We start from the raw sequence: 16,914 nt of genomic DNA, 5'->3' as shown, positions 1-16,914 counted from the left end.
GTCGGGCTTTTTGCTTTTGCGTGCGCTGAGATTCTCGAATAGCGTTGCGCCGGGCGGAGTGGGCACGTTTGCAACGGTTCGGCTGGGACAGGAAGAGCGACGCGTTCGTCTTCAGGATGAAGGGGGACATTCCCGTTCATGTCAGCTGGACCTTTGCCATTCCAGCCATCCTCCCGTTCCTGCATGAATGGTCGAGGCGCCCCCAGCAGGCCCTGATCCACACCGTCATATTCGCCGTGCTTTTGTTCGTGTCGGTGTTCCTGCATGAGCTTGGCCATGTCCGGGCCGCGCGGCGGCAAGGCATCGGCACCGCACGGATAGAGCTCTATTTCTTCGGCGGAATTGCCTGGTTCAAGCCCGGCCTGGCCACGCCGCATGGTTGGGCATGGATCTCCTTCGCCGGACCGCTGGTAAACATTGTCCTGGCGGCGGGTTTTGCCGCTTCGTATTGCCTTTTTTCCGGGCCCTTGTTGCCGGTCGAGCCGGATGGCCTTTTCAGTTCACCGTTGCCAAGACCGGACACACTTCTGGAGTGGACGCTTTGGCTTGGCGCGCTGGTGAATGCGGTTCTGGCCATTCTCAACCTTTTGCCGGCCTATCCGCTCGATGGCGGAGCGATCGCCAGGCATCTGCTGGCGCCGCGCTTGGGCGCGGACACAGCCGCACGGATCGTCGGCTTCTGCGGCGTCGTCCTTTCGATCCTGCGTTTCGCCGTCATCCTGCCCGCCGCGATAGCCGGATTCCTGATCTGGATTCCGCCGTCCTTCGGGCCAAACTGGCGGGTGTTTCGCGCCAGCGGCCGCAAGAAGCCCGTCCCGCAGCCTCCACCGGCCGCTCCCGCCGATGTGGAATGGCGCGGCAAAGGCGGATGGCCCGTCAAGAAGTGATCCGCGGTCAAAGAGCCTGAACAACCGAAGCTTAGGCTTGATGCGCGCGAGGCCAATGGCTTATGTGGCCCTCATCACCAGATCGCGAAAGCAGCACCATGCGCATCCTGTCCGACGCCTTCATTCCCGAACTGCCCAATCGCTACAATGGCAAGGTGCGCGAGAACTACGATCTGCCGGACGGGCGGCGCATCATCATCGCCACCGACCGCCTAAGCGCATTCGACATCATCCTGGCCTCGATCCCGTTCAAGGGAGAGGTCCTCACCCAGACCGCTCGCTACTGGTTCGAGGAAACCGCCGACATCTGCCCCAACCATGTGCTGGAATATCCCGATCCGAATGTCGTCGTCGGCAAGCGGCTCGACATGCTGCCGGTCGAGATGGTCGTGCGCGGCTATCTGGCGGGGACCACCAGCACCTCAATCCTGACCAAGTACCGGAAAGGCGAGCGGAGCTTTTACGGCCACACTTTTCCCGATGGGCTGAGCGACAATGAAAAACTGCCGGAAGCGATCATCACGCCGACGAGCAAGGCTGCAAGCGGGGGCCATGACGAGCCGCTGTCGGAAGCCGAGATCATCGACCAGGGGCTGCTCACGCAGGCGCAGTGGGACACCGTATCGCGCTATGCGCTGCAATTGTTCGCCCGCGGCCAGCAGCGCGCCGCCGAGCGCTGCCTGATCCTGGCCGACACCAAGTATGAATTCGGCACCGCGCCGGACGGCACAATCGTGCTCGCGGACGAGATTCACACGCCCGACAGCAGCCGCTACTGGATCGCGGCGAGTTACGACGAGGCGTTCGCAAGCGGCGGGCGGCCGCGGAGTTTCGACAAGGATTTTATCCGCTCCTGGGTGTCGGCGCGGTGCGATCCCTACAAGGACCCGATCCCGCAAATTCCCGACGAGATCGTCAACCAGACCTCGGCGGTCTATATCCAGGCCTATGAAGAGATCACCGGCGCAAAATTCGTGCCCGACCTTTCCGGAGACACGGTGCTGGATCGTATCCGCTCAAATCTGGCGCGGTATTTTTGAGGTCCTGCGCCGGCGGACATCCGGCGCCAGGGAATTCCGGCTTTTGCGCGCGGCGATTTTCGCTTAACCTTCGCCCATGTCTGCTTATGCCCGCGCCAGGCATATCGTCCCAGGCAGCGCCGCTTTGGCGCTGGCGCTTTGGTTGACACCGGCAGCTTTTCCCGCCGAACCCGTCGATGTCGAACTGGTGCTGGCGGTCGATGTTTCGCTATCCATGTCGCCGACCGAACTGGAGATCCAGCGTCACGGTTACGCTGCGGCGCTGACGCATGACAACGTGCTGAAGGCCATCGCCGACGGCGCTTACGGCAAGATCGCCGTTACCTATGTCGAATGGGCCGGCACGACCTGGCAGCGCGTCATCGTGCCGTGGACGGTGATCGCCAACCGCGCCGACGCCGAAGGGTTCGTCGCGCAGCTCGATGCGCGCCCGCCGGACAGCGCCCGTCGCACCTCGATCTCCGGCGCGCTGGCCTTCGGCAGCGATCTCTTCGCCGAGAGCGGTTTTCAGGGCACCAAGCGCGTCATCGACGTTTCCGGCGACGGGCCCAACAACCAGGGCGTGCCCGTCAATCTCACGCGCGACGAGGTGGTCAGGCAGGGCATCACCATCAACGGGTTGCCGCTGATGACGCGAGGCGGGATCGGCGGCGCTTTCGACGTCGACAATCTCGACCGCTATTACAGCGACTGCGTCATCGGCGGTCCAGGCGCCTTCATGATCCCGGTCAATGACTGGACGCAGTTTCCCGAAGCGATTCGCCGCAAGCTTGTGCTCGAGCTTGCCGGTTCCGCTTCGCCGCAATGGGCGGCGGAAGAAGCTGCGCATCCGCCGGTGGTGCTGGCTGACGACAAGCCGGCCACCGACTGCCAGGCCGGCGAGAAGATGTGGCGCAACCGCGGCTGGGGCACGCCTTGAGGGTTGGAGAAGCTGGCTTGAGCTTACATCCGATCAGGATGACGTTTCGTTGAAACGTCGGTTCATTGACAAGCCTTGGGGCCTCTGTGAGACAATTGTACTCCACCAAAAAAACAGGGGAACCACGATGAAAAGAACCACCATTTTCGCGGCCGCGATGATGGCCGCCGCCGCATTGTCGGCGCCGGCGATGGCCGCCACGTCGCTCACCATCGGCATCAGCGGCTGGACAGGCTTCGCGCCGCTGACCTTGGCCAAGCAGGCCGGGCTTTTCGAAAAGCACGGGCTCGACGTCACGCTGAAGAAAGTGCCGCAGGCGAGCCGCCCGCTGGCGATTGCCAGCGGCGACCTGCAATGCGCGGCGACCACGGTTGAGACCTGGATGGTGTGGAACGCCAGCGGCGTCACCACCAAGCAGATCTTCCAGCTCGACAAATCCTACGGCGCCGATGGCATCGTCGTGCGCAACGACATCAAGTCCGTCGCCGACCTCAAGGGCAAGAATGTCGCCTCGTCGGCGCCTGGAACGTCACCCTATTTCCTGCTCGCCTGGGTGCTCAACAAGAACGGCATGTCGACCAAGGACGTCACAGTCGTCAATCTGGAGCCGGATGCGGCGGCGCAGGCCTTCCTGGCCGGCCAGAACGATGCCGCCGTAACCTACGAGCCGTTCATTTCGGCGGTGCGCGACAAGGCCGACCAGGGCCATATCCTGGCGACGACCCTCGACTACCCGATGGTGCTGGATACCGTCGGCTGCACGCCGGACTTCCTCAAGGCCAATCCCGATGCCGCCAAGGCGCTCGCCGACAGCTATTTCGACGCGCTCGACCTGATCAAGAAGGATCCGCAGAAATCCTACGAGATTATGGGCGCCGACGTGAAGCAGTCGGCCAAGGAGTTCGAGGATTCGGCCAAGTACCTGAAATGGGCCGACAAGGCGGAGAACAAGCAGTTCTTCACCAAGGAATTCCAGGATTTCTCCAAGACGGCGGCGGACCTTTTGCTGCAGATGGGGCTGATCAAGGAAGTCCCGGATGTGACGACGCTTGCCGACACCAGCGCGGTGGCCAACTGATCGCGCATCATGCGATCGGCGGCGCAAGGCCGCCGATCCGTTCTCTCAAGGACAGGGCCTGATGCTGCGTCCCTTGCACCCCGTTGCGCCGGGCACGCGAACCGTGCTCGGCATCGCTTTCTTCGTGTTGTTCGTGGCCTTCTGGGCGTGGATCACACTAGGCGGCCATGTCAACCGGATCTTCCTCGCCGATCCGCTGTCGATGCTGAAGGACGGCTGGCGGCTGCTGGTCGAAGATCGATTCTGGCTCGACATATCGATCACCATCTGGCGGGTCTTCGGCGGCTTCGCGCTGGCTTCGATCGTGGCGGTGCCGATCGGCATCGCCATGGGCGCCTGGAAGCCGGTCGAAGCCTTCCTCGAACCGTTCGTATCCTTCGCGCGCTACCTGCCGGCATCGGCCTTCATTCCGCTGCTCATCCTGTGGGCTGGCATCGGTGAATTCGAAAAGCTGCTCGTGATCTTCGTCGGCTCGGTGTTCCAGATCATCCTGATCGTCGCCGTCAAGGTCGGCGCTACGCGCCGCGACCTGGTCGAAGCCGCCTATACGCTGGGCGCCACCGACAACGGCATCGTCAAGCGCGTCATCATGCCGGCCAATGCGCCTGAGATCGCCGAAACGCTGCGGCTGGTGCTCGGCTGGGCCTGGACCTATGTCATCGTCGCCGAACTGATCGGCTCGTCGTCGGGCATCGGCTATATGATCATCAACAGCCAGTCGCGGCTGGCGACCGGGCAGATCATCTTCGGCATCATCGTCATCGGGCTGATCGGGCTGTTGTCGGATTTCGCCTTCAAGGCGCTCAACCGCTGGCTCTATCCGTGGAGCCTGGCATGAGCAAGCTTCTGATCGAGGGCGTCTCGCGGACCTTTGCGGGGGTAGGGGGCGGGCAGCCGGTGCGGGCGCTGCAGCCGGTCGACCTTGCAGTGGCGGCTAACGACTTCATCACCATCCTTGGCCCGTCCGGCTGCGGCAAGTCGACATTGCTCAGGATCGTCGCCGGACTGGAAGCGCCGAGCACGGGCCGCGTGCTGCTCGACGGCAAGGCGGTCACGAGGCCGGGACCGGATCGCGGCATGGTGTTCCAGTCCTACACTCTGTTTCCCTGGCTGACGGTCGCGCAAAACATCGGTTTCGGCCTGCGCGAGCAAGGCAGGGCCGAGCGCGAGCGCAACGAGATCGTCGCCTCCTATGTCGATCTCGTCGGCCTGAAAGGCTTCGAGAACCATTGGCCGAAACAGCTGTCGGGCGGCATGCAGCAGCGCACGGCGATCGCCCGGGCGCTGGCCAACGACCCGGAAATCCTTCTGCTCGACGAGCCGTTCGGGGCGCTTGACAACCAGACGCGCGGTCTGATGCAGGAATTGCTGCTCGGCATCTGGGAGCGGCGCAAGAAGACGGTGCTGTTCGTCACCCACGACATCGAGGAGGCGATCTTCATGGCGTCGCGGGTGATCGTGATGAGCGCCCGGCCCGGCCGCATCAAATCGGATGTCCCGGTCGACCTGCCGCATCCGCGCCACTACACGCTGAAGACCAGTCCTGAATTTTCCGCTCTCAAGGCGCAACTCACCGAGGACATCCGCATCGAGGCGGTGCGGACGGCGCAGACGCAGTCCGCCTAGACGGCTGCGTTCTCTGCCTTGTTCAAGCCGCCAAGAGTTGCTTGCGGTCGACGCGCTCCTGCTGCGGCGAGCGAGCGTAGAGCTCGCGGTAGCATTTGGAGAAGTGCGATGCGGAGACGAAGCCGCAGGCCACCGCCACCTCGACCACCGGCATCGACGACTGGATGAGCAGGTGCCTGGCGCGGTCGAGCCGGATCTCCAGATAATAGCGGGCGGGCGAGCGGCCCATCTCGGTGCGGAACAGGCGCTCGATCTGCCGGCGGGAAAGGTCGACATGGTCGGCGATCTCGATCAGCGACAGCGGCTCGGAAAGATTGGCCTCCATCAGCTCGATGATGGTGAGCACCTTGGAATTCTGGACACCGAGACGGGCGCGCAACGGCAGGCGCTGGCGATCGGTCGGGCTGCGCACGCGGTCGGTCAGCACCTGCTCGCAGACGCGGTTGACGAGGCTCTCGTCGAAATCGTCACCGATCAGCTTCAGCATCATGTCGAGCGCGGCGGTGCCGCCGGCGCAGGTATAGACGTTCTGATCGACCTCGAAGAGATCGGCAAAGACATTGGCTTTCGGGAAGGCCTCGGAGAAGCCCGGCAGGTTCTCCCAATGGATGGCGCAGCGCTTGTTGGACAACAGGCCGGCGGCCGCCAGGATATGCGCGCCGGTGCACAGGCCGCCCACCGCGACGCCGCGGTTGTATTCCTCGCGCAGCCAGGCGAAGGCCGACTTGTTGTGGTAGCGCTCGACGTTGACGCCGCTGCAGACGATCGCCATGTTCGGTCTGTCCGGCCCGGCCATCTTCTTGCGCTCTTCCTCGAGCGAAGTGTTGACGGCGCATTCGACGCCGTTCGAGGCGCGCACCGGCTTGCCGTCGATGCTGGCGAGGCGCCACCGGTAGGCCTCGTAGCCCAGCATCCGGTTGGCCGAACGCAGCGGGTCGAGCGCCGTCGCGAAGGCGATCATGGTGAAATCGGGGACGAGGAAGAACACAAACGATCTCTTGATCGGATGTTTTACGGCATTCACGGTGAAACCTCACGCAGCCATGACGCGAACAGGATGTCGCGAACAGCATAGCGACATCAGGAAAAACCATTCCTGTCAATCGGGTAGGCGGCCAAGTGAAGATTTTATTTGCGACACGGGTCGCAAATGGGCAATGCGTGCAACCGCAGGGCGTCGTCGTACCGACGACAAGTGGCAATACCCAAATGAAAACGCCGCCTCGGCAAGCCGGGCGGCGTCGAATTCAGTAATGCCGGATCGTCTCAGGCAATGAAGCCGAGGCGGGCAGCGGCGACGGCGCCGGTCTGGCCGGGCATGGTCTTGGCGAGACGCTGACGCTCCAAAGCGGTCGTCAGGTTCATTTCACGGCGGGCAAACAGGCGGGCAAAGAGCTTCATCATCATCTCCATTTGGTTGCTCAGACGGGTCGCCTTCGCTTAAGGAGTGGGGCAGCTCGTTTTTGCTGACGCTCATATAGGCTCGCTTCAGCAAAAACTAAATCGCAAAAACGAAGCGCTTGATATGAAAAGCGACATGGTTTGCGACGTTTTTGGGCAGGTTGCCTAAAATTTCCTATTATTTACAGTGCTTTAATTTGAAAATTAACCCGCTATGCGGGTGGTTCATATGCGTCATGCAGCGGCCGCATGGCTGGAAAAGTCGTTTGAGTGCAAATAAAAAAGGCGCAAAACAAACAAAAGGCCTGCCGAGCTGACGCGGCAGGCCTTCAGAACTCCATACACACTTGGCTACTTTGCTCCAGCCCAGCTTCCGACGCCGAGGCGCGTGCCGCTCTTGGCATCGGCGGCTTCCGGCCAGCCGATATCCTTCTGCAGTTCGATCGGCAGCGCATGGATGGCGCGTTCGGTCTGGTAGCGGGCACGGGCCGCGCTGAATTCGGTCGCAAGCCGACCGATGGACGACAGGATAGACATTTTCTTTCTCCTCTATGCGGACAGGGAGGCGCCCGGCATTGCGTTAAGTCAGGTCTGTTTCAGCTTCACTTCATGTCGATTGCAGGACTGTGTCAGGGTCGTTTCGTGGCTGCCTTTGGCAGCAGCCTGCATCGATCGAGTTGACTATGCGCCTGGAGTGATGTTCAATCAAACGAAATGGAATGATCGATTGCATCAGAAAAATTGAAGGCAGGCTCCCATGAATGCCCCGCTCAATCATCCCCTACCACTGCTTGATCTCGATGTGCTGCGCACCTTTGTGGCGATTGCCGAGACCGGCAGCTTCACCACCGCCGCCAACGCCGTGTTCCGCACGCCGTCGGCCGTCTCCATGCAGATCAAGAAGTTGGAAGACATCCTCGGCCGTTCCGTCTTCGCGCGCGACGCGCGTTCGGTGACGCTGACCACGGATGGCGAGATGCTGCTCGGCTATGCCCGCAGGCTGCTGTCGATCAACCGCGAGGTGGTGTCGAAGTTCATTATTCCCGACATTGTCGGCGTGGTGCGGCTGGGTTCCCCGGACGACTATGGCGAGCGCGTGCTGCCGCATGTGCTGAAGCGTTTTGCCCAGTCGCATCCGTCGATCGCCGTCGACGTCACCATCGACCAGAGTATCAATCTGCGCCGCCGCATGGACGACCGCGCGCTCGACATCACGCTGCTGACCAATTCCTACAAGACCAGCGCGATCGGCGCCGAGGTGCTGTTGACCGAACCGATCGTCTGGGCGGGTGCCAAGGGCGGCTGCGCGCATCTGCGCGAACCGCTGCCGGTATCGCTTTGGGAAGAAGGCTGCGCCTGGCGGGCAGGGGCGTTGGAGGCGCTGGGGCGCGAGGGCCGCAACTACCGCATCGCCTATATGAGCGCCCATACGGCAGGGCAGCGCGCCGCCATCATGGCCGATCTTGCGGTGGCGCCGCTGCCAAAGTCCTTCCTCGGCGACGAGATGGTCTCGCTGGGCGCCAAGGACGGCATGCCGGAGATCGGCACCTACAATCTCGCCATGGTGGTGGCGCCCGACGCCAGCGCGCCGGTGAAGGCCGTCGCCGATCACATCCGCGCGACGTTCGAACTGTTCCGCGAAACCGGCAAGTTCTGAGCTATTCGGCCACCGGCGCGGGGCGGGCTGCGAAGGCAGCCCTTCGCCTGGGCCGCGCGCGGGCGCCACGTGGTGCCGGAACGCTCAGGAAGCCGACGATGCTGTCGCGCGCGCGGCGCGCTTCCGGCATTTCGATCAGCGGCCAGACATGAAACATGCCTTCCTCGTAGACCACGTCGACCTCGACGCCGGCGGCGCGCGCCCTTTCGGCGAAGATCAGGCTGTCGGGGCTGAGCAGATCGCGCGAGCCGGTCAGCAGCAATGTCTTCGGCAGCACCGAGAGATCGCCGTAGAGCGGGCTGATGTGCCAGTCGGAGCGCTCGAAGCCGGCGCTGTAGAGCCGGATCGCTTCCAGTCCGCCCGGAATGCCGAGCCAGGGATCGTTGCGCTCCGCCTCGAACACTTCCGGATTGGACAGCGACATGTCGAGGCCGGGCGAGATCAGCACATGACGCGACGGCGAGGGCAGGCCCTCCTCGGCGGCTATCATGGTTAGCACGACGGCCATATTTCCGCCGGCGGAATCGCCCATGAAGACGATGTCCTCGGCGTCGGTGTCCTCGAGCATGCGCCGGTAGACGTCGCCCACCATGCCGAACATGTCATGGAAATCGTGCTCCGGCGCGATCGGATAGACCGGCACTGTGACGCCGAAGCCGAGGCGTTCGGCCATCTCGGCGATCAGCCCCCAATGGTAGGACGTGATCTGAAAGACATAGGCGCCGCCATGCATGTAGAGGATGCGCCGGCGCTCGCCCGCTTTCGGGGCGATCTCATAGACGGGAAAGCCGTCGATTTCCGTCTCGGTGATGGCCAACCGCGCCTTGAGCAAGGCAGGCGGATGATGGTCCTCGGTCTTGCGGGCGTAAGCGATCCAGCGCTGCAGGTTTTCGGGACTGGAAAAGGCCTTCTTGCGGCTGTGCCGCAGAACGAATGAAACGAGATGGCTTTTCAAACTGGGCATACGGATACACGGATCTCGGCGGAGCCGACTAAGAGAAATCCCCTGCTATCCGAAGATTGTATGTCAGTTAAAAATTTCAAGATTTTGCCGCTGGCACATCGGCGTGATCCGATGGGGCCAGCGTCAGCGCCGCTTCGGCAGCAGCGCTGAGCGCAATTTGTTGTCGGCGGTTGCCGAGGCCGCGTTCTGGCTCCGGCGCTTGCCGAGCAACTTGCATTTGTCGGCGAAGGTCATCAGCGCGGCATGCCCAGAAGCAGCTTGTGAAGGGCTGCCTGCGGGTCGCTCGGCGGCGAGGCCGGCCAACCGATGTCCTTCTGGACATGCGCCGGCAGGCTGTTCAACTGACGGATCGCCTTGTTATTGGCATGCGCATGCCTGATGGTCACACCGAAGCGGCTGAGATTATCGAACATCGACATTTTCATCTCCCTTTGAGAGCAGCGGCGGCCGAGCTATCCCGGCCGCCATGCGATGTCCGTTAAATGCGTCACGCATGTATCGGATCGATTTCACGAAAACAGTGTTTCGGTTTCCGGATCGCGCGATTCCGGAAACATTTGCATACAAACGAATTCGACCATTGGGCATTCCGGCTCTATCCAGATAGTTGCCTCGAGCGGGGTTGACAGCAACGGACAGCTGCATTGTTATTGTGCAATGCGATATCGACTGCATGCAATGCAGCGTAGCTCGGTTTGGACCCGAGCATCGTGACCAGCATCCACAGTATTCAATATCTGCGGGCGCTCGCCGCATGCGCGGTGGTTTTCTTTCACGTCAGCGAGCAGTTCGGCGGACCGTTCGACGTCGGAGCAGCCGGCGTCGACATCTTTTTCGTCATCAGCGGCTTCATCATGTGGGTGACGACGGCGGGCCGGCCGGCCGATCCCTGGCGTTTCATGAGCCGCCGCATCACCCGCATCGTGCCTTTGTACTGGATCGTCACGCTGCTGACCGCGGCGGGCGTCCTCATCAAGCCGCAGTTCTTCTACGGCCATTTCCTCAGTGCCGCGAATTTCGCCGGCTCGCTGTTCTTCGTGCCGGTTCTGCAGGACGACGCGCTGCATCCCGTCGTCATACAGGGTTGGACGCTCTGCTATGAAATGATGTTCTATGTCGTCTTCAGCCTGGTCCTGTTCCTTGGCGAGCGCTGGCGGTTCGGCGTTCTGGTGGGCGCCCTGGTGGCCATCGTCGTGCTGCATTTCGCGTTCCCCCCGGGGCGTGCGCGTGCCTTTACGGATCCTGTCGTGCTCGAGTTCGCGGCCGGCGTCGTCGTCGGTCGTTGGTGGCTCCAGGGCGCCAGGCTTCCGTTCGGAGCGGCGCTTGCGATGGCCGGCGCGGGATTTCTTATGCTTGCGGCCAGCCCGCTGGTCGAAGCCGACATGCCTCGAGTCCTGTGCTGGGGGCTTCCGGCCACACTGATCGTGGCGAGCGCGGTCTTTGCCGAGCAGGCTCGGCCATTCAGGCCAGCTGCCTTGCCCAGCTTTCTCGGCGATGCGTCCTATTCGATCTATCTATGGCATGTCGTGGTCGGCGTCCTGACGACGGGTGTCGTCTTGCGGATCGGACTCCCGGTGGTCTTCCAGCCGGCGACGATCCTGGTCGGCACGATTGCGTTCTCGGCGGTGCTTTATCTGGTCGTCGAAAAGCCGCTGGTCGCGCTGCTGCACCCGCAACGCCCCAAGGGCGTTGTGAAAACAAGAAGCGCCGCAGCCGCAGGGGCCGCGGAATGAGCTCGCTGTTCGTTTGACCTGCCTTAGTCGCGGCCGCGCCTTGCCGCGCGTTCCTCGCGCGAGCGCCGGCGCGGGGTCGCGTCGCCGGCAGTGCCGTCCTCGCTCATTGCCTTGCGCGGCGGCAGCTTCACCGCAGCCGCCAGCTTCGGGAAGGGGTCGACCTTGTTCGGCAGCGCCATGGCGTAGACGAAATGCTCCTGGAATTTCGGTTCTAGCGCCGTCTCGATCTTCTCGATCCTGCTCACGGTCTCCTCGATCTCACGCCGGTAGCCGCGATTGAGCAGCGCCATACGGGCGCCGGCGCCGGCGGCGTTGCCCACGGCCGAGACCTTGTCGAGGTCGCAGTCGGGGATCAGGCCGAGCACCATGGCATATTTCGGATCGATGAAGGAGCCGAACGCGCCGGCGAAATGGATGCGGTCGACATGGTCGGTGTGCTGCTTTTCCATCAACAGCTTGGTGCCGGCATAGAGAGCCGCCTTGGCGAGCTGGATGGCGCGCACGTCGTTCTGGGTGATGGTGATCTTCGGCTCGCCTTCCTTCAGCACGTAGGAGAAGGTGCGGCCGTTGGGCACGATGCGCGGCGAGCGCATGCCGAGCGATCCGTCGACGACGCCGTCTTCGGAAATGATGCCGGCGAGATACATCTCCGCCACCACCTCGATGATGCCGGAGCCGCAGATACCGGTGACGCCGGTCGCCTGCACGCTCTCGATGAAGCCCGGCTGGTCTGACCACAGCTCCGAACCGATGACGCGGTATTTCGGCTCCAGAGTATTCGGGTCGATGCGCACGCGCTCGATGGCGCCTGGCGCGGCGCGTTGGCCGCCGGAGATTTCAGCGCCTTCGAAGGCCGGGCCGGTGGGGGAGGAGGCCGCGACCACACGCATCGAGTTACCGAGCACGATCTCGGCATTGGTGCCGACGTCGACGATCAGCATCATCTCGTCCTGGCGATGCGGGCCTTCCGACAGGGTGACGGCAGCGGCATCGGCGCCGACATGGCCGGCGATGCAGGGCAGCATATACAGGCGGGCGCCCTGGTTGAGCTTCAGGCCGATGTCGGAGGCCTTGATACGCACGGCGCCGGACACGGCGAGGGCGAAGGGCGCGCCGCCGAGCTCGGTCGGATCGATGCCGAGGAACAAATGATGCATGATCGGATTGCCGACAAAGACGGAATCCAGGATGTCGTTGCGCTGGACGTTGCCTTCCACGCAGACCTTGTCGACGAGGCCGGATATGGCCTCGCGCACGGCAACGGTCATGCCTTCGCGGCCGTCCGGGTTCATCATCACATAGGAGACACGGCTCATCAGATCCTCGCCGAAGCGGATCTGCGGATTTGACGTGCCTGAGGATGCCGCGACGCGGCCCGACAGCAGCGACACCAGATGCATGGCGATGGTGGTCGAGCCGATGTCGCAGGCAAGGCCGTAGGCCTCGTTCTTCAGGCCGGGCCACAGCGCGATGACGCGCGCGATATCGCTGTCGGCATCCTTGTGGATAGCGGCCGTGGCTGCCCAGTTGCCCTTGCGCAGGATGCCCTGCACCTGCGGCATCAGGTAGAAGTCGAATTCGAGATTCTTGAGGCCCCAATCCTTCATCAGGGCGATCTTGAGCCGGTCGAGATCGCCGAGCGGCTTGTGCATGTCGGGCTCTTCGATCTCGACATAGCACATGCGGATCGCCGTATCGCGGGCGATCACCCTGGTGTCGGCGTCCTTGCGGATGGTCTGGGCGTTGATGACCGTGTCCTGCGGCACGTCGATGACGAGATCGCCGAGGATCTGGGCCGAACAGGAGAGGCGACGGCGCTCAGGCAGGCCGCGCACGCGTTCATAGCGCTCCTCCTTGGCGCCCTTGGGCGAGATGTGGTCGTTGGAGGAGACGATCTTGTGCTTGGCGAAATTGCCTTCCTGCACCTCGATCTGGCAGCGGCCGCAGGTGGCGCGGCCGCCGCAAACGCTTTCGACATAGACGCCGAGCTGGCGCGCGGCATCGAGCACCGGCGTTCCGACCGGAAAGCGCCCGCGCTTGCCGGACGGCATGAACAGCACGAGCGGATCGGTGATGTTGGGCGGAGGATTCATGCTGGCACGCGTCTCGATGGCAATTGCCGATGCCGTTTAACGGATCGTTTTACAGTTGGGTGGAGAGTCTGCTGGTCCAGGGGCCAACCATGTCGGATCTGCTGCTCTCCGCCGTCCTCACCGCGTTCACCATGGTGCGCGTGATCAAGGGCTCGTGGCTGCGCAATCCGCAATACCTTGCCACCGGGATTCTCGGCGCGATCGTCGGCGCGCTGGTGCTGCACGCCTACTGGCCCGCGTATGACGATGATTTCATCATCGGTGGCGTGACCGGCATCTTCGGATCGTGGGCGGGCATGGCGCTGTTCGACGCCATACTGGGCGCGGCCTGAACGCAAAGCAGAGCTGTCCGACCGCATCCACGATGCGATCGGACCCGCGCTGTTTGCGATGCGGCTCACGATTGCGCGCTTATCCCCTGGCCATGCGGGCTTCACGACCACCGCGGCGGCGGCCGCCGGCGGCAGCGCCGTCACCAGGCGCGGTCACCGCGACCGGAGCGGCAACGGGATGGCCGCCTTCGGCCGGCTTGTAATCCTTGTAGGTGCGGATCCAGTTGGTGCAGTTCTCGTCGGTGCCGTTCAGCACATTGGCGCCGCGCACGGCTTCCATTTCCTGCGGACGCACCGGGTTCATGATGGCCGAGGTCATGCCGGCGCCGATCACCATCGGGATGAAGGCGGCGTTGATGCCGTGGCGGTGCGGCAGGCCGAAGGAGATGTTGGAGAGGCCGCAGGTGGTGTTGACCTTGAGCTCTTCGCGCAGGCGACGCAGCAGCGCGAACACCTGGCGGCCGGCATCGCCCAGCGCGCCGATCGGCATAACCAGCGGGTCGACGACGACGTCGTGCGCCGGGATGCCATGGTCGGCGCAACGCTCGACGATCTTCTTGGCGACGGCGAAGCGGACGTCCGGGTCCATCGAGATGCCGGTCTCGTCGTTCGAGATGGCGACGACCGGGACGTTGTATTTCTTGACCAGCGGCAGGATGGCCTCGAGCTTCTCCTCCTCGCCGGTTACGGAGTTGACCAGCGGGCGGCCTTTGGCAACCCTCAGACCGGCCTCGATCGCGGCGGTGACGGAAGAGTCGATCGACAGCGGCAGGTCGACCAGTCCCTGCACGATCTCCAGCGTCTGAACCAGCAGGCCCGGCTCCGTCTCATTCGGGTTGACCGAGGTGACGCCGGCATTGACGTCGAGCATGGTGGCGCCGCAGGCGGCCTGCTCCAGCGCGTCCTTGATGACGGTCTCGAAATTGCCGGCCACCATTTCGGCGGCGAGCTTCTTGCGGCCGGTCGGGTTGATGCGTTCGCCGATCACGCAGAAGGGCTGATCGAAGCCGATGACGATTTCTCGGGTCGCCGAGGCGACGATGGTGCGGGTCATGCGATCTCTCCGTCGGGGATATAAAGAGTTCTTTATATCGTTATCTGATTTCGTTCAAGCAGATCGTGCCGACCGCGCTGTCAATGCGCGGTCTTCACCATGTCCACCTGGGTTTCGGTAATCTCGTCGTGCAGAATATGGTCGAGCCGCTCGGCGACGATCTGGTCGTCGCGGCGGATCTCACGTTGCCAGGGCTGGCGGCCTTTCAGCACGCCTGATTCATCGACGATCTCGGCGACATACTCCTCCTGGCGGTAGGCCATCACATGGATGCCCGCCACGCCCGGGATTTCCTTCACCTCGTTGATGATGTCGATGCAGAGCTGCTTGCCTTCCTTCTTCTGATCCTGCGCGCCTTCCAGCCGCTTGATCACCGCATCGGGGATATGGATGCCCGGCACGTTGGAGCGGATCCATTTCGCCGTCTTGGCGGAAGCGAGCGGACCGACGCCGCAGAGCAGGAAAAGCTTTTCGGTGTGGCCGAGATCGCGGGCCTTCTGCATGAAAGTCCTGAACATCGGCACGTCGAAACAGTACTGCGTCTGCGCGAACTGCGCGCCGGCGGCGATCTTCTTGCCGAGATGGATCGGGCGGAAGTCGTAAGGCGGCGCGAAAGGATTGACCGCGCAACCGAGGAAAACCTGCGGCGGCGTCGTCAGCTTGCGGCCGGACAGGAACTTGCCGTTGTCGCGCATGATGCGGATGGTTTCGAGCAGCGACATGGAATCGAGGTCGAATACCGGCTTGGCGCCCGGCTGGTCGCCGGCCTGCACGCCGTCGCCGGTGAGGCACAGCATGTTGGCGACGCCCATCGCGGCGCCGCCCAGCACGTCGCCCTGGATGGCGATGCGGTTCTTGTCGCGGCAGGCGATCTGCATGATTGGCGCATAGCCCATGCGGGTGAGCAGGGCGCAGATGCCGACCGACGACATGTGGCAGTTGGCGCCCGAGGCGTCGACCGCGTTTATGGCGTCGACCCAGCCGTCGAAGATTTTGGCGCGGTTGTAGACGTCTTCCGGGTCGGCGCTGTCGGGCGGGTTGAGCTCGGTCGTCACCGCGAACTCGCCGCGGCGCAGCACGCGCTCCAGCCGGCCTCGCGAAGTATGGCCGGGCAGGGAATCGAGCGGCAGGTGGATGCCGGCGGGGTTCTCGTCGCGCTGGCGAGCGGTCATGCCGAAGCTCCGGGGTTCTGGGCCGTCTCGCGCGCCGCGGCGGACTGCGCGGTCACCCGCAGCCAGGCCGAGGTTTCGCGCAGCGACTGATCGACCGGCTTCTGCACGGTCAGGATTTTGTCGCCATGCACCATGTTGCGCGAGCCTTCCCAGGCCTTGACCCAGACGCAGGGCATGTCCGGCTCGACCTCGCAATTGCCGTTGGCGCGGACGCCGCCGCACGGGCCGTTGCGCAACTGCTTGGGGCAGTTCATCGGGCACGACATGCCGGTGGAGGAGAGCACGCACTGGCCGCACATGCGGCAGTCGAACATGAAGCCCTTGACGCGCTTCTCGACGAATTTCACCGGAGCTTCGACGCGACCGTAGCCGATGCCTTTCCACAGTGGGTGCAAGAGCAGGAAGGCGTCGGCGAACCTGCTGTAGAACCATTCGAGCAGTCGCGAGTGCCGGATAGACCAGAGTCTCACGGCAAACGTGCGCTGGACGCGGCGCTGCGGCGACACGTCGGCGGGCTTGTAATCGGATTTCGGCGCCGCCTTCTTGACCAAAGTGGCCTGGGTAACAGTCGGCTGCTTGTCAGACATTTTCTTTCCCGCCAGCCTTGACCAGAGCGACCAGCCGCTCGCGGTCGTATTTCGCGTCGAGTTCCTGAAAAGCCTTCTCGACCTCGGCCTCGATGTCGTCGCCGACAGGGATCGGGTCGGCCTTGCGCCATTCCGCCAGATAGTCGTCGGTGCCGCCGGCGCCGGTGCGCATGGCGCACATGTCGATCGCCTCGGTGAAGCGCAGCGGCAGTTCGCGCTTGGCGTTCTGCCGGCCCTTCTTGACGATGACCTGGGCGGGTATGTCGCGCCAATAGACGACGATCAGATCGGCCATGAATTCTCAACTCCTCGAAGTTCTGGAGCATTGCCGCAAGCGCCGTTGGACCGCTTGTTATGGGACGACGCGCGCG

Annotated in this window: 19 protein-coding genes; 9 read left to right on the top strand and 10 right to left on the bottom strand. The window is 63.3% G+C overall.

Going from position 1 to position 16,914, the window contains the following annotated elements:
• The first annotated feature begins 68 nt into the window (after positions 1–68).
• From DPM33_RS20165 to DPM33_RS20140, 6 genes are all read left to right on the top strand, one after another.
• Entirely contained in the window at positions 69–887 is an 819-nt protein-coding gene (locus DPM33_RS20165) for a site-2 protease family protein (protein WP_146770293.1), read from the top strand.
• Positions 888–985: 98 nt separating this feature from the next.
• A complete protein-coding gene (locus DPM33_RS20160) occupies positions 986–1,927 on the top strand; it encodes a phosphoribosylaminoimidazolesuccinocarboxamide synthase (RefSeq protein ID WP_112099175.1) in 942 nt (313 codons plus the stop codon).
• A gap of 76 nt (positions 1,928–2,003) precedes the next feature.
• Complete coding sequence (locus tag DPM33_RS20155; RefSeq protein WP_112099174.1) at positions 2,004–2,846, top strand: DUF1194 domain-containing protein; 843 nt, start codon at positions 2,004–2,006, stop codon at positions 2,844–2,846.
• A gap of 127 nt (positions 2,847–2,973) precedes the next feature.
• The gene (locus tag DPM33_RS20150) at positions 2,974–3,924 is read left to right on the top strand and encodes an ABC transporter substrate-binding protein (protein WP_112099173.1); all 951 of its coding nucleotides are present in this window, start codon (positions 2,974–2,976) and stop codon (positions 3,922–3,924) included.
• 64 nt (positions 3,925–3,988) lie between these two features.
• Positions 3,989–4,762, top strand: coding sequence for an ABC transporter permease (locus DPM33_RS20145; RefSeq protein ID WP_112099241.1), 774 nt, complete (start codon positions 3,989–3,991; stop codon positions 4,760–4,762).
• The gene (locus tag DPM33_RS20140) at positions 4,759–5,550 is read left to right on the top strand and encodes an ABC transporter ATP-binding protein (protein WP_112099172.1); all 792 of its coding nucleotides are present in this window, start codon (positions 4,759–4,761) and stop codon (positions 5,548–5,550) included. Before DPM33_RS20145 ends, DPM33_RS20140 begins: the two co-directional genes overlap by 4 nt.
• Before the next feature lie 22 nt (positions 5,551–5,572).
• Here the strand turns inward: DPM33_RS20140 and DPM33_RS20135 are convergent, their stop codons facing one another.
• The 3 genes from DPM33_RS20135 to DPM33_RS20125 all read right to left on the bottom strand — a co-directional run bounded on the left by DPM33_RS20135 (position 5,573) and on the right by DPM33_RS20125 (position 7,488).
• Positions 5,573–6,511, bottom strand: coding sequence for a GlxA family transcriptional regulator (locus tag DPM33_RS20135; protein WP_425373546.1), 939 nt, complete (start codon positions 6,509–6,511; stop codon positions 5,573–5,575).
• Positions 6,512–6,816: 305 nt separating this feature from the next.
• Positions 6,817–6,951 carry a hypothetical protein gene (locus DPM33_RS37460; protein ID WP_112099240.1) on the bottom strand — a complete coding sequence of 45 codons (135 nt, stop codon included), beginning with the start codon at positions 6,949–6,951 and terminating at the stop codon, positions 6,817–6,819.
• 351 nt (positions 6,952–7,302) lie between these two features.
• The gene (locus tag DPM33_RS20125) at positions 7,303–7,488 is read right to left on the bottom strand and encodes a hypothetical protein (protein WP_112099170.1); all 186 of its coding nucleotides are present in this window, start codon (positions 7,486–7,488) and stop codon (positions 7,303–7,305) included.
• 220 nt (positions 7,489–7,708) lie between these two features.
• Between DPM33_RS20125 and DPM33_RS20120 the strand changes: the two genes are divergently transcribed.
• Complete coding sequence (locus tag DPM33_RS20120; protein ID WP_040981895.1) at positions 7,709–8,608, top strand: LysR substrate-binding domain-containing protein; 900 nt, start codon at positions 7,709–7,711, stop codon at positions 8,606–8,608.
• 1 nt (position 8,609) lies between these two features.
• Here DPM33_RS20120 and DPM33_RS20115 read toward each other — a convergent pair whose 3' ends face one another.
• Together DPM33_RS20115 and DPM33_RS20110 are read right to left on the bottom strand one after the other, a co-directional pair.
• Positions 8,610–9,572, bottom strand: coding sequence for an alpha/beta hydrolase (locus tag DPM33_RS20115; RefSeq protein WP_112099169.1), 963 nt, complete (start codon positions 9,570–9,572; stop codon positions 8,610–8,612).
• Between the two features lie 233 nt (positions 9,573–9,805).
• Positions 9,806–9,991 (bottom strand): hypothetical protein, encoded by a 186-nt coding sequence (locus tag DPM33_RS20110; RefSeq protein ID WP_112099168.1) that lies wholly within the window; start codon positions 9,989–9,991, stop codon positions 9,806–9,808.
• Between the two features lie 291 nt (positions 9,992–10,282).
• Between DPM33_RS20110 and DPM33_RS20105 the strand changes: the two genes are divergently transcribed.
• Complete coding sequence (locus DPM33_RS20105; protein WP_245442268.1) at positions 10,283–11,305, top strand: acyltransferase family protein; 1,023 nt, start codon at positions 10,283–10,285, stop codon at positions 11,303–11,305.
• Between the two features lie 23 nt (positions 11,306–11,328).
• Here DPM33_RS20105 and DPM33_RS20100 read toward each other — a convergent pair whose 3' ends face one another.
• Positions 11,329–13,398, bottom strand: a complete 2,070-nt coding sequence (locus DPM33_RS20100) for an ASKHA domain-containing protein (protein ID WP_112099167.1) — start codon at positions 13,396–13,398, stop codon at positions 11,329–11,331.
• Positions 13,399–13,487: 89 nt separating this feature from the next.
• On the opposite strand from DPM33_RS20100, the gene DPM33_RS20095 reads away from it, so the two are divergent.
• A complete protein-coding gene (locus DPM33_RS20095) occupies positions 13,488–13,730 on the top strand; it encodes a hypothetical protein (RefSeq protein ID WP_245442266.1) in 243 nt (80 codons plus the stop codon).
• A 79-nt stretch (positions 13,731–13,809) separates the two neighbouring features.
• Here the strand turns inward: DPM33_RS20095 and DPM33_RS20090 are convergent, their stop codons facing one another.
• The 4 genes from DPM33_RS20090 to DPM33_RS20075 form a co-directional block, all read right to left on the bottom strand.
• The gene (locus DPM33_RS20090; RefSeq protein WP_112099166.1) at positions 13,810–14,784 is read right to left on the bottom strand and encodes a methyltetrahydrofolate cobalamin methyltransferase; all 975 of its coding nucleotides are present in this window, start codon (positions 14,782–14,784) and stop codon (positions 13,810–13,812) included.
• 80 nt (positions 14,785–14,864) lie between these two features.
• Entirely contained in the window at positions 14,865–15,956 is a 1,092-nt protein-coding gene (locus DPM33_RS20085; RefSeq protein WP_112099165.1) for a methylenetetrahydrofolate reductase, read from the bottom strand.
• Complete coding sequence (locus tag DPM33_RS20080; RefSeq protein ID WP_112099164.1) at positions 15,953–16,543, bottom strand: methylenetetrahydrofolate reductase C-terminal domain-containing protein; 591 nt, start codon at positions 16,541–16,543, stop codon at positions 15,953–15,955. Before DPM33_RS20080 ends, DPM33_RS20085 begins: the two co-directional genes overlap by 4 nt.
• On the bottom strand, positions 16,536–16,838 hold the full coding sequence (locus DPM33_RS20075; protein WP_112099163.1) for a virulence factor: 303 nt from the start codon (positions 16,836–16,838) through the stop codon (positions 16,536–16,538). Before DPM33_RS20075 ends, DPM33_RS20080 begins: the two co-directional genes overlap by 8 nt.
• Positions 16,839–16,914 lie beyond the last annotated feature (76 nt).

Source organism: Mesorhizobium hawassense, from assembly GCF_003289945.1.
In the GTDB taxonomy this organism is placed as follows: Bacteria; Pseudomonadota; Alphaproteobacteria; order Rhizobiales; family Rhizobiaceae; genus Mesorhizobium; species Mesorhizobium hawassense.
Note: the sequence above shows the minus strand (reverse complement) of the source record. Positions and strands in the feature narration are given on the sequence as shown.

Excerpts from the sequence above, each read along its gene's own strand:
- DPM33_RS20160 (WP_112099175.1), top strand. The coding sequence starts at position 986 with ATGCGCATCCTGTCCGACGCCTTCATTCCCGAACTGCCCAATCGCTAC.
- DPM33_RS20155 (WP_112099174.1), top strand. The coding sequence starts at position 2,004 with ATGTCTGCTTATGCCCGCGCCAGGCATATCGTCCCAGGCAGCGCCGCT.
- DPM33_RS20150 (WP_112099173.1), top strand. The coding sequence starts at position 2,974 with ATGAAAAGAACCACCATTTTCGCGGCCGCGATGATGGCCGCCGCCGCA.
- DPM33_RS20140 (WP_112099172.1), top strand. The coding sequence starts at position 4,759 with ATGAGCAAGCTTCTGATCGAGGGCGTCTCGCGGACCTTTGCGGGGGTA.
- DPM33_RS20135 (WP_425373546.1), bottom strand. The coding sequence starts at position 6,511 with ATGATCGCCTTCGCGACGGCGCTCGACCCGCTGCGTTCGGCCAACCGG.
- DPM33_RS37460 (WP_112099240.1), bottom strand. The coding sequence starts at position 6,951 with ATGAAGCTCTTTGCCCGCCTGTTTGCCCGCCGTGAAATGAACCTGACG.
- DPM33_RS20125 (WP_112099170.1), bottom strand. The coding sequence starts at position 7,488 with ATGTCTATCCTGTCGTCCATCGGTCGGCTTGCGACCGAATTCAGCGCG.
- DPM33_RS20120 (WP_040981895.1), top strand. The coding sequence starts at position 7,709 with ATGAATGCCCCGCTCAATCATCCCCTACCACTGCTTGATCTCGATGTG.
- DPM33_RS20115 (WP_112099169.1), bottom strand. The coding sequence starts at position 9,572 with ATGCCCAGTTTGAAAAGCCATCTCGTTTCATTCGTTCTGCGGCACAGC.
- DPM33_RS20110 (WP_112099168.1), bottom strand. The coding sequence starts at position 9,991 with ATGTCGATGTTCGATAATCTCAGCCGCTTCGGTGTGACCATCAGGCAT.
- DPM33_RS20100 (WP_112099167.1), bottom strand. The coding sequence starts at position 13,398 with ATGAATCCTCCGCCCAACATCACCGATCCGCTCGTGCTGTTCATGCCG.
- DPM33_RS20095 (WP_245442266.1), top strand. The coding sequence starts at position 13,488 with ATGTCGGATCTGCTGCTCTCCGCCGTCCTCACCGCGTTCACCATGGTG.
- DPM33_RS20090 (WP_112099166.1), bottom strand. The coding sequence starts at position 14,784 with ATGACCCGCACCATCGTCGCCTCGGCGACCCGAGAAATCGTCATCGGC.
- DPM33_RS20085 (WP_112099165.1), bottom strand. The coding sequence starts at position 15,956 with ATGACCGCTCGCCAGCGCGACGAGAACCCCGCCGGCATCCACCTGCCG.
- DPM33_RS20080 (WP_112099164.1), bottom strand. The coding sequence starts at position 16,543 with ATGTCTGACAAGCAGCCGACTGTTACCCAGGCCACTTTGGTCAAGAAG.
- DPM33_RS20075 (WP_112099163.1), bottom strand. The coding sequence starts at position 16,838 with ATGGCCGATCTGATCGTCGTCTATTGGCGCGACATACCCGCCCAGGTC.